Origin of the sequence: Geofilum sp. OHC36d9 (assembly GCF_052400685.1) — a bacterium.
In the GTDB taxonomy this organism is placed as follows: Bacteria; Bacteroidota; Bacteroidia; order Bacteroidales; family Marinilabiliaceae; genus CAZHHH01.
Genome location: NZ_JBQTGJ010000010.1, coordinates 40,718 through 53,660 on the forward strand (window position 1 = coordinate 40,718; position 12,943 = coordinate 53,660).

The window sequence follows — 12,943 nt, forward strand, 5'->3', positions numbered from 1 at the left end:
GCATGAGTAAGATTCAGCTTCCCTGATCTTTGATTCACACAAAGGAAGATGATTATGTTGGCGAGTTTCATATGAACTTAAAAATTAAATTATAAACATATGAAACGAACATGAATTTTAGCATTCTAAAATACACACAGGAGAATGATTAAAATTCATCGAGAGTTCCATATGACCATTGAAAGATAAATTTAAACATATGAAAGCGTATTTATTAACAATGTTGGTTTTAGGAGCCTTAATTACAGGTTGCACCAACGAAAAAAAAACAGAGGTGAAGGCTGTTACGTTTGTCAGCTTTCCAGATTTTTTCAATTTTGATATTCCTAATCCGTGGCCCGATTATGAAGAGGCGATTGATTATTTCTTAGAACAAGTGAATAATGAAAATCCCGATTTTGTTTTGGTTTGTGGCGATTTGGTTAATGGTCACTGGTGGGATAGTCCTGAATCGGTAGAGCATTTGGGAGCCGTGTACTATGGTGGTTGGGTGAGACGTATGCAACAGCATGGGCTGAAGTTTTATACCGCTGTAGGCGACCATGAAATGGGTGATGACCCCTGGCCGGCATTTAAGCGTCAATTAATTCCATCTTATCGTGATGTTTATAACAAAATGTTGCAGATGCCACAAAATGGACCTGACAATTTTAAAGGATTGAGCTATTTTGTCCGTCAGGGTGATTTGTTGGTTATCACAGTTGATCCTTTTGATTTGGTTAATGATTCAATGCGTATCCAGGTAGTAGGTGAGCAATTAGCATGGTTTGATAGAGTTTTGACAGAAAACAACGATGCTAAGTTTAAAATAGTACAGTGTCATGTTGGAATATGGGGCGAAATAAAGGCTCGTTCATCAAGTAGTTTGATGCTCGAAGGGGGGCAGGATACCGATTTTTACAGGACTATGAAGAAGCATGGTGTAGATGCTATTTTGGTGGGAGAGTTTCATGATGTCACGGTTCATGAGTCGGATGGTATCTGGCAAATTGTTCACGGTTCCTCATGGGGGCGCGAAGTGGTTAATACTGAGGATTATCTTGTTGGTAATATTGTAGGTAACAAGATGACTTTAACTTTAAAGCGTATCTATATGGATGCTTCAGGTGATTTTATGTGGAATATCAATAAAAATCGCGGCCCGCAACAGCGAATGATGATTAATGAAAAGACAATTCGCAATGGCAGTGAGGTGACAGGTGTACTTGTTATAGAGAATAATAACGGGGAGAAATCAATTTTAGAAAAAAACGGGTATTTTAGTGAAAATTAGATTTGTTGTTTGGTGAAGTTTTTGATTTATAGTTAATTATTGATTGTAAATCTAGCGAAGTTATTCAGGTCGCTAGTTTAGTGAATGCCAGCCAGAAATCTTGAATATTTGATCAAGGAATATTCAAATTAACGATTTGGAAATTCCGGAAAAATTGAGTTTACAATGTCACATAACCTTTCTTAGGACTAGCATAACGCACAATCAGGGCTTTTCATGCAAGGATAAGTTAGTGTGTTATTGTTTTTTGAAGATGGAATTGGCATCTGTTTGCTTTTAAGAATTGTATGTATATACAGGTTGTGTATGATGACGGGAGTTGTCCGTTTGTTGTTCTTTATTTTAATGTTAATGACATATTTGATGTTTTTTTCTTGACTTTTATTTAATAAATGTTGTGTATCTATATTTATTGTAGTGATAATTTGCATTTTTTTAACTAAATATTAAATTCCTGATTGCTATATGTTTAGTTGTTTTTAGGGTTCTTTATGTATGTGTTTTTGTTTGATGAAGATAGTAGAAGTGTCAAAAAATGTAAAATTATTGCCATTTTGTGTATTGCATGCAGTTAAAAAATGTATGAATTTTACAATGGATTAAAAAAAGGCTTTTGTAGCATTTGTAATTGCTGTGAATTTGACTCAAGATGATGGGTTTCTGTTGCATGAAGATATTTGTTTATACATGTTTTTTGAGACCAAAAATGATTTATCTTAAGTAATGACTGTTTTGCACGTAAATATTAATAATATATAGTTATGAGGAGAGTTTTTTCTTTTTTAAGAGGAGCAATTTTGTTGTTTTTCTCGATTTTGGCACTGGTTGCCTGCGAGAATGACGATGATTATTTTTCGAGCCCCAGTTGGCTTGGAGAACCCATTTATCAGACGCTTGATGAGATGGGAACTTTTAAAAATTATTTGACATGTGTTGAAAAATCTGGTTACGCATCAGTTTTGAAAGGCTCCGGCTACTTTACCGTGTTCGCTCCTGATGACGAAGCTTTTTCCCAGTTCCTTTCGGATAATGGATTTGGTTCTATTGATGAGATCAACGAATCCTTGGCTAAGGATATTGTTTCTTATTCATTGGCTGTAGTTCCTGCTTCTAAGGACACCATTGATGATTATAGGGGGAATGTTGGCGATGAAATAATTCCTGATATTGCTTTTAAACGCCAAAGCTATTATACACGTGGTGTTTATGAGAAAAAAGTATGGGTGAAAGAGAATAATGCCTGGGTCGAAAAAGATTATAATCTGGTAGATGTAAATTCCGTTAGGGATATCCCAGGTTCTGGTTGGGTCTATTATTATGAACTTCATAACAGAAAGCATATTCCTTTTTTTACCGATGCTTTTATGGCTGCTGAAGGGATTACTCAGGATGATTACAATTATTTATATCCTAATGTTGAGCTTTCAGATTTTAACGTGGCCGGTGCGAATGTAAGTCAACGAGATATTTGGGGGGCGAATGGAATTATTCATGTGGTAGATAAAGTTATTTTACCATTGGATAATTTGGATCAATGCCTCGAAAATGCTGAAGAGTGTCAAGTGTTCTATAATATTTTAGAACGTTATATGGCTGATTATCAGGATGCATCTGATGCGCTGGAGTTGACCTATGAGCAGGCCACAGGTTTGTCTAGAGATATTTATATTAAAGGATACTCTCCTTTAGTTTTTTCATTGAACTGCGAGAACTTTCTGTATAGGAGTGGAGCTTCTCAGGCCGAGCAAATGGACGCTTATAAAGATGGGTTTACGCTTTTTGCGCCAACAGATGACGCTGTTAATCAGTTTTTTAGTGATAAGTTTTTTAAGTTTGGTTATAATAACCTGGACGAAATGCCTTCGTTTGTCATTAGTGAGTTTGTCAATGCGCATTTGTTTCGTACTACTGTTTGGCCAACTAAATTTGATAAGACGCAAAATTATTATGGTGAGACAGCGCGGTTTAACGCTGGCTCAGCTCCTGGTGTAGGAGGTGATGTTGTTAGAGCTCAAATGGGAAGTAATGGTATTTTTTATGTCGTCAACAAAGTGCAGGCAACCAATGCGTTTGAAACGGTACTGGGAGATATTCTTCTGAATCCAAATTATACCATGATGTATCAGGCCATGAGTGACGTGGCGCCTGAATTGGAAGGATTATTAAAAAATACAGGGAATAAACTGGTCTTATTTCTTGTTTCAAATGATCAGTTCACTGAAGCTGGTTTTAATTATAATGCGGCTTCTGGTTCATGGGAATTCACCGATGATCCTAATCGTCCGGAACTAGGTAGTAGTGCTTCGCAGGCTTTACAGCGTTTTGTGAATTTGCATCTGATTCTAGTTAGTAATGGGATGGCTGAGGATGGCTTTAATGTTGAGAATTCCACAGGTGTTGTTTTGACTTATGGAGAAGAGTATCTGAAATATGACCACGGCGTTATTTATGCGTCTGGAAATCCGGTTAGTAAACGGCCTTCAATTGAAAATGTCGTTGAGAGTGGTGCTGTTAATGGTCAATCGTATGAATTATCTTCTCCCATTTTGTTCTCCACAGGTAATCTCGGCGAATTGTTAAGAGTTAGTTCATTTTCAAATGTTAATAACAGAGCCTCTAAACTGCTATCTTATCTTGAGAAAGCTGCAAAAGCGACTTATGTTAACGATGACGGAGTTAGCACTCCCATTTCCGGGACCGCTTATGATGTGGATGATAAAACTATAAAGGATATTACAAATACGAATGTTATTACCATGTTTCTGCCAAATGACCCGGCTATGGACGCCGCTGTTAGTGATGGTGTTTTATTGCCTATTGCCAGTTTTGCTCCAAATGGTGATCCGAATGTTATTGGAGAGCATAATCAAATTATTGAACGATTTGCCAAGTATCATATCATTCGGGGAAATGTTCCGGTAGGCGAAAATGCAGGCGGCAACTATGCCACTTATTTGAAAAAAGAAGACGGAACATTCGCCACGATCACTATTAATGCTGTTAAAGGAAGTCCGGGGACACTTACTGTTACGGATTGGAAAGGACGAACGGCTAATGTGAATGTTTCAAGTACATCTACCTATAATATTTTGGGAAATCGTTGTATCGTTCATGTTATAGATAATTATTTGGATTACAGAGTTCAGGAATAATATTATCTGAATCTTGTAGAGGATATTAATTAGAGAATTTAATGATGGATTTTATGTTTAAAATACTCAAATCGGCATTGCTAATATTCGTATTGTTTGTCACTTCTGTTGCAACAGCCCAGCAGCGTGCCATCATCAGAGGTAAAGTAACCAGTGAGTTAGAGCCCCAAGGGGTTATTGGTGTTACTGTGGCCGAATTAGATAAGAACAATCGTTTGATAAATGGAACTGTGACTAATCTTGATGGTGACTATTTGATGGAAATTAGTAGTACCGATAACAAATTACAGTTTTCGAGCATTGGTTACATTGATTTGGTTGTTGATATTGCTGGCAAATCAGTTATTAATGCCAAACTTAGTGAAAGTGTTGTTCAACTGGCAGGTGCCGAAATTGTGGGGCAACGTAGAACCAACACGGGGGTTATGACTGTCCCTGATCGTGATTTGGCTATCCCGATCTCTAAAATTTCGGCCGATAATTTTGAAGACTTACAGGCTTCAAGTATTGATGATGCTCTACAGGGCCGTTTGGCTGGTGTTGATATCGCATCTAATTCAGGGGATCCAGGGGCCGGAATGTCCATTCGGATTCGGGGGGTCAGTACTTTGACTGCAAACTCAACTCCTCTGATTGTGGTAGATAATATTCCTTATGAAGTAAATGTTTCATCCGATTTTAATTTCGGGACCGCGAATGAAGAAGGCTATTCACAAATGTTGAATATCCCGGTTGACGATATTAAAGAAATAACTGTGCTTAAGGATGCCGCCGCCACAGCCATGTGGGGAACCAAAGCCGCAAACGGGGTTTTGCTTATTACTACCAAACGTGGTACCAGTTCAAGAAAGCCGGTGGTAAGCTATACATATCGTGGTACTTACACTTTCGATCCGGGGCATGTCCCATTACTAAGTGGAGCCCAATATTCAAATATGATACAGGAAGCTTATTATAATTCTTTCGGTGTTCCTATTAATACGGCCAATTTTAAAGAGTTTTCCAACTCGTCTGATGAACCTTATTATTTCTATAATTATGGTGCTAACACAGATTGGATGAGTGCCGTGTCGCGCAATGGTTACGTGAATAATCATGATTTTTCAATCACGGGGGGTGGACAGAAGGCTTTTTATCGTTTTTCAGCGAACTATCAGGATCAGCAGGGGACAACTTTAGGCACCGATATGAATCGTTTATCGGCTCGTTTGAATTTGGACTATATCATTTCCGACAAGCTGAAGATGCGTGCTGACTTTTCTGTGGCTCATGGGGTGACCAATGGGACTTTTACCGATGATAACGTAATACGTAGTAATAAAGGAACCGATGTAAGAAGTATTGCTTATAAAAAAATGCCAAACATGAGCATTTATGAATATGATGCTTATGGCAACAAAACAGATAACTTTTTTTCGCCATTAAGCAACTCTCAGGGAACCTTTCCAACCACATATAATCCGGTGGCGATGGCAACTGATGGGGTAAACAAAACAACCAACGATCGGATAACCACAAAATATTCTCTCTATTATGATATTATCCCTGGACTTAGATATACCCTGGACTTGTCTTTTGATGTTGTAACCAACAAAATCAATCGTTTTCTACCCCAGACTGCCTCAGGAAAAGAGTGGACCAATCAATGGGTGAATAAAGCGTACGATAAGGATGATGATTCGTATTACATCTATACCAATAATATGTTGAACTACAATAAAACGTTTAACAACATACATCAGATATATGCCGCTTTAAATTTTACGACTAACGAAAACATTGGGGACTATTATAAGATATGGACTTCTAATTCGGTTTCGTCGGTTCAGCAGGATCCATCTAATGATTCAAAAGTGAATGAGTCAGGTGTAGGCCCTGAATCAGGTCCTTGGCACGGTCGTAGCCTTGGATCAACGGCTATGATTAATTACATTCTTCGCGACAAGTATATTATGGCATTTAGCGCCCGCTATGAAGGAAACTCAAAATTCGATGATAACAACCGATTTGGGTTATTTCCGGGGATGTCCTTAGCCTGGCGACTTTCTAAAGAGAATTTTTTACTGTCGGCAACCAAGCTTAATGACTTACGACTTAGGTTTAGTTATGGTCAGAATGGTAATTCACCTAAATATGAAGGTCTGTTTTTTAGTAATATTGGCTCTTTCGATTGGAATTATCTGGGTAACAGCGCTATTTATACTACCGATCTTCAGTTGAAAAATCTTAAATGGGAAACGCTTATTGAAACTAACTACGGGATTACCACAGAGATGTTTGATGGGCGTCTTAGTTTTGACTTCGACTATTATCAAAAGCGGACAAAAGACATGTTTGCTGAGAAAACAGTGGTGAATTCAACGACAGGATTTTCTCAGTTGCGATATACAAATCTGGGAACGATGGATAACCTTGGATGGGACTTTTCTATTCGTACTATTCCGATCAAAAAGAAGGATTGGATGATGACTTTTGATTTTAATATTGCACGTAATTATAATGTATTACGTTCGGTTTCGGACAATTTTGCGCTTGAACGTAACGAAACAATCGGTAACGGAGAGTATAAAAATATTGTTCAGATTGATAACCCAGTGGGATCTTTCTATGGTTATCGCTATAAAGGCGTTTATACCGATGAAAGCCAGTTGATTGCCCGTGATGTTGATGGAAATCAAATTGCGGATCCTAATGGGAATGCTGTCCCAATGGTGTATGATTATGATAATGCCCGCTATTATTTTGAATTGGGAGATGCCAGGTATGAGGATATTAATCATGATGGGAATATCAATGCCAGTGATATAGTGTATCTGGGAAATGCAAATCCCGACTTCTTTGGTGGTTTCGGGTCTTTAATAAAGTATAAAAACTGGTCGTTTAATTATTTCTTTCACTTCCGTGTTGGCAACGATGTTATCAATATGACGAAGATGAAAGGCGAAGCAATGTTTAATTTTGATAATCAGTTGGCTTCTGTAGAACGGCGGTGGCGTAGACCGGGAGATCAAACCGATATTCCGAGAGCTCTAATGGGTAAAGGCTATAATTATCTGGGCTCGGACCGATTTGTGGAAGATGGCAGTTTTATGCGCTTGAAGTATATTACGCTGACGTATCGTTTCCCCCGTACTTTTGTAAATAATTTAGGACTTCAAACTATGCGTATGTCTGCAACGGTTAATAATCTTTTCACTTTAACAAATTATAGCGGACAGGATCCTGATATTAGCATAAATTCAAAAGATGGTACCATTTATACGGTTGGATATGACTATTCGAATACGCCCCGGTCTCGGGAGTTTACCTTTAATCTTGCTGTAACTTTTTAAATGGAATAACTTGAAGCGATCATTGATTTTAAATATTTGGAACATGAAAAGAAATTTTAATATAAAAGTTGTTTTTATTGCTCTCATAATGAGTGTAGTATCTACTTCATGTGAGGATTGGTTATTCCTTGAACCGGATGACGGCATTATTGTGGAGGATTTTTGGCAGTCGGAGAAGGATCTTAAATCAGCAACTATGGGTATTTATGCTTCTATGCTGGGAAATAATGTCAGTGGAGGCTATTCTGTTCCCGAGTTAATGTTGTTGTGGGGCGAGATAAGAGCAGATATGATTACTTATTATAATACTTTGGTGAATGATTATATGATGATTTATCAGGGGGATTTGAGATCTGATAATGGATTTGCGAAATGGAATTCTATTTATCGCACCATTAATTATTGTAATCAGGTGCTTGAAAATGCTGCAAATGTGGAAGCCATCGATGGGGCGCTTTCTGTGGATAAAATGAATCAATACAGAGCTGAGGCATTAACCATTCGCGCTATGATGTATCTGTTGTTGAATAAGACTTATCGTGAAGTGCCGCTTGTTACAACTGCTACGACTTCTGATGATCAGGTTGTGAAAGCGGTTAAAGTTCAGAATCAGTCCGAACTATGGGATCAGATTGAGGCTGATTTAAAAGAGGCAGAAAAATATGCTGTTACAACGTATGGCACCACCGACGCTGAAGATAAAGGACGGGTTACAATTTACACAATATGGTCAATTATGGCCGATTTTTATTTGTGGCGTGATCAGGCCGGTGATGCACAGCTGGCTGAGCAGGCTTGTGAAAATATCATTAGTTCTAACAAATTTAGTTTGGTGATTGCCGATGATAATTGGCTTTATAATTTATATCATAAAGGGAATAGTATCGAGGGGATATTCGAATTGCAATTTGATCAGGATATTTTGAACCCTTTTTATTCCTTGTTTAACGAAACACAGGCTTATAGAGCTAATCCTGATGTTATGGAAGCCTTCTTCCCAATTGATGAGTTGCTTCCCAGTGTGGATAGTGCTGATGTTAGGGCTGATCGTGGCTCCTATCGTTCTTCCCGAAGTTATTCTCTTTGGAAGTATATAGGATTGAGTAAAAATATTGAAAAGGCTTCCAGTCAGGCGACATCCAATTTTATTGTTTATCGATATGCTGATATATTATTGATGAAGGCCGAAGCACTGGCGCTTCAGATAAATGGTAGCGATGCGACGGCTGATGCACTGCGGGCTGATGAGGCCAACAGTCTTATTACTCGTATACGATCCCGTGCCAGGGCCTCTGAGCAAACCTATCAGGGTGCTCCATCTTCGCGCGATGGTCTGCTAAATTATATATTGGAAGAAAGGGCACGGGAATTTGCTTTTGAAGGTAAAAGATGGTTTGACCTTTTGCGTTTTGCCAAACGTGATAATTATGCCAAGAAGAGCCTTCTTAAAGATATGTTGATAATGAGTGCGCCTGCAACCCGTTTGCTCTCTATTCAAGCTAAAATGGAAGATGAAAATTATCATTATATGCCAATTCCTCAGGATGATATTGATGCCGCTTATCCGTTGCTGATTCAGAATCCTTTTTATGTAACTGAATGATAAATTATTCAAGTAGGAATGCGAGAGACAATTAGTTTTCGGATGACACGATGAATGGAATGGAAACAAATTTAAAAATCATGAATAGACCAATTTATAAAGTGGCCGGCTGCCTAATAGCTCTGTTTGCCATGTTTGCATATACCGGATGTGAAGATCCTGATTTTGAAGAGAGAACTAACTACGAAGTTTTGATTGGGGAGTATTTTGAGCAAAACCCCGATTCTTTTTCAATGTTTTTGGATGTATTGCATAAATCAAAGACCATTGCTTTTCTTAAAGCTTATGGGAATTATACTTGTATAGCTCCTACCAATACTGCGATGACGAATTATTTGAATGAAAAGGGTATGGCTTCAATTGATGACATCTCTGATCAGGAGTGGAAAGATTTTGTACGCTTTTCTGTTATTCGCGATACCATTCCCTCTGAAACGTTTGTGGATGGTCGTATGGAGTACCCGACGCTTCAGGGGCAGTATCTTACTACGGGGACTTATTTTGAAAATGGGGAAATTGTAACTAAAATTAATAAAACAGCCCCCATCATTCAAAAAGATATTAGGGTTACCAACGGTATTATACATGTTGTAAGCAAGGTGGTGGAACCTGACAAGCGATCGGTGGTCGATTATCTGAAGGATATGGATGACTATTCTTTTTTTAACAAAGCGCTGGAAGTAACAGGTCTTGATACTGTATTGAATAAACTCCCTTCGGCTGAAGATGCAGATACAACCTGGTATACCATTTTTGCCATTTCAGACCAAAAGTATCAGGATAATGGAATTGCTTCTTTCGAAGATCTTGAAGCTAAATATGGTTCCACAAAAGATGCCTCAGGTCGGGATAGTTTGTATTATTATATGGCGTATCACGTATTACCTGATCAGATTCGTTTCGTGTCTGATTTAATATCAGCCAAAGTTGTTTCAACACTTGCACCGTCAGAAGTTTTAACGGTTAAAAGTCAGGGAGAATCGGTATTGATTAATGATGACACTTTTGCTGGCGTTCATGAGCCAGGCTTTGAGGTTAACCGGGAAATGTCAGATCAGACAGTTGCCAACGGCGTTATTCATTTTATGGAATCTGACTTTTCTATCAAAGTGAGGTATCCATTCCCCGTATATTGGGAAGTAACTGAGCAAACTGAGATTTTGAAAATGCCGGGTGTTTATGGCAAGCTTTATCAATGGCTTGAATATGGTCAACTCGAAAATATTATTTGGGATCCTGAATCACAGGGTATTGCCTATTCTTATGGTGGCGGTAACTCCTACGGATACACCGTTTTAAATGATATTTTTGAGATTTATTTACGTCCGGAAGTGGTGAAGTCAGTTACATTTACGACACCTACGTTAGTCAAAGGAACTTATAAAATTTGGGTTTGTACACGAAATGTTCCAAGCTCGTCCAGAATGCCTAAATTTTATGTCTATTTTAACGACGAACAGACAACAAAAATTATAGATTGTGGTAAAGCTCCAGGTTCAATAGGTAGTGACGAGGAAGGCCGCTTATATCCAAGCGATGGCGAATTGAATCTTTCAGGGTATAAAATATACTCTTACAAACCGTCAGATTGGTATTCAACCGATTCAACCACAATTGAAGAGCGTATAGCTGCGGGAATTCGTAACAACTGGATGGGAGATTCCGGATGGGGACGTATGTCGAGCCAATATGCAGGAACAGTCATTGTAACTGAAACCGGTCCGCAGAAATTGCATTTCGAAGCAATCAGTGGTGGTGCCAGCAGTTATCTGTGGCTTGATCAGATTCATTTTATTCCGGAGGGTGAAGATCAGAATTGGCCCCGTATTAATGTAAATGATGGTTCTTTTGTTTATCTCGAAGATTTGCTGAATGGAAATTTCCCTCAGAAATAAACTGGAATTAATTGTAATTGCTGAAAGTATATTAAAATGAGAAAAAAAATAAAATATATGAGCAAGGGTTCTTTTTTTGTGGCCATAGCTGCTTTGCTTATGCTTGGTAGTTGTAAGGATACCTGGGATGAATATGTCGAAGTATCCGATCAGGTCAATCAGTTAAGTTTGACGGATTACATTGCAAGTCAGAGTGATTATTCACAGTTTTATGATATTTTGAAGAGTACTTCTGTCGCTCAAATGCTTGATTCTTCTACTGTTTATACCGTTTGGATTCCAACCAATGAAGCTATGCAGTTGTTGGATGAAAGCGTTTTAAACAATGAGGTCAAGAAAAGGCAGTTTGCTCTTAATCATATTGCTTTTGGTTTGTTTTCATCACGGTCGGGTGCCGCTGATGATTCAGTGTACATGATGAATGGTAAAAAGTTTTATTATCAACCTTCTAAGGCATTGATTGATGGCGTGTCCATTCAAACCACTAAAGAAGTTAAGTTGAAGAATGGTTTTGTGCAGGTGGTCAGTTCTCCCATTGCGCTTCGTAATACAATTTGGGATTGGGTGATGACTGATGCGCCTGACAATAAATTTATAACATATTTACGCTCGTTGGATTTCGTCTATTTTGATGCTGAGGCTTCAGGTTATCTGGGAACCGATGATCAGGGGAAACCGATTTACCGTGACTCTGTTGTTTACATTCAGAATCAATTTTTGTTAGAGGTTGCTGATTTGCAAAGCGAGGATTCTCTTTTTACTTTTTTAGTTCCTTCTGATGACGTCTTTCAGTCTCATTTTGATCAGTTTGAACGTTATTTTCGTCTTGATGATCGCGAGTCAAATGTGATTCCAACATCGCGCGATAGCGCTCAAATTTGGATTAACGTTGCGAAAGATTTTGTTTTCAGCGGTAGTTATGATTTGTCTTCAGTGCCTGATACCCTGATTTCTTATTTTAATATTAAAGTTCCTTTTGTTCGTAGTAGTGTGACTCAGTCGTTTAAAGCCAGTAATGGTTATACTTATTTGGTATCTGATTGTCATATCAAATCAGAACATAAAATATTGCCTGTTTTGGTTGACGCCGAACAATCGGTGGTTATTTTTACTGGTACCAGTTCTTTTTATAAACCATATTTTTATCGGACAGGTGGCGGTTCCGACGGTCTTTATTTTCGCGAAAAAGAAAATGCTTTGAATGGTTTTGATGTAATTCTTGACAATCAATCCAGTAGCGGTATTTTAGAGGGGATGGTACTTATGGGGCCGCTTGTAAGTTCTGTTAAATATAGGGTGAAAATGAGGGCTTTTACTGATTTTAATGCCTCACCAAAGTGGCCGGATACGACCAGAGTTTTGCGTCAATATATTGCGCCGGTGACCGTGTTAAGGGATAAAACAACACGCGATTTTACAGGGTTGTCACCAAATAATAACAAACTTCGTTCAACAGGTGGATTCGGTACCGCCGATGTGGTATATGACACATCCGATGAAACGTCATATTATATTCCTGTTTCTACCGAGCCTTATTCTGAAAATCCACTTGATGATGAAATTGATCTTGGGTACTACGATTATCGATATATGGAATATGCTTTTTTTCGGATAATTCCGCTAGAAGCCAAAATGGCGGTCGTGGTTGATTATCTTCGTTTAGTACCTGTTCTCGAATAACTAGAAAA

At 38.3% G+C, this 12,943-nt stretch carries 6 protein-coding genes; all 6 read left to right on the top strand.

Annotation, left to right across the window (positions count from 1 at the left end):
• Window positions 1–199: 199 nt before the first annotated feature.
• The 6 genes from ACT3CD_RS11240 (at window position 200) to ACT3CD_RS11265 (ending at window position 12,935) form a co-directional block, all read left to right on the top strand.
• Window positions 200–1,273 carry a metallophosphoesterase family protein gene (locus ACT3CD_RS11240; protein WP_444645724.1) on the top strand — a complete coding sequence of 358 codons (1,074 nt, stop codon included), beginning with the start codon at window positions 200–202 and terminating at the stop codon, window positions 1,271–1,273.
• Window positions 1,274–2,034: 761 nt separating this feature from the next.
• Window positions 2,035–4,425: a fasciclin domain-containing protein gene (locus ACT3CD_RS11245; protein ID WP_444645725.1), complete on the top strand. Its 2,391-nt coding sequence runs from the start codon at window positions 2,035–2,037 to the stop codon at window positions 4,423–4,425.
• Between the two features lie 53 nt (window positions 4,426–4,478).
• Window positions 4,479–7,757, top strand: coding sequence for a SusC/RagA family TonB-linked outer membrane protein (locus tag ACT3CD_RS11250; protein WP_444645726.1), 3,279 nt, complete (start codon window positions 4,479–4,481; stop codon window positions 7,755–7,757).
• Between the two features lie 43 nt (window positions 7,758–7,800).
• The gene (locus ACT3CD_RS11255; RefSeq protein ID WP_444645727.1) at window positions 7,801–9,360 is read left to right on the top strand and encodes a RagB/SusD family nutrient uptake outer membrane protein; all 1,560 of its coding nucleotides are present in this window, start codon (window positions 7,801–7,803) and stop codon (window positions 9,358–9,360) included.
• A gap of 80 nt (window positions 9,361–9,440) precedes the next feature.
• Complete coding sequence (locus ACT3CD_RS11260) at window positions 9,441–11,255, top strand: fasciclin domain-containing protein (protein ID WP_444645728.1); 1,815 nt, start codon at window positions 9,441–9,443, stop codon at window positions 11,253–11,255.
• A gap of 57 nt (window positions 11,256–11,312) precedes the next feature.
• Window positions 11,313–12,935: a fasciclin domain-containing protein gene (locus ACT3CD_RS11265; protein WP_444645729.1), complete on the top strand. Its 1,623-nt coding sequence runs from the start codon at window positions 11,313–11,315 to the stop codon at window positions 12,933–12,935.
• Window positions 12,936–12,943 lie beyond the last annotated feature (8 nt).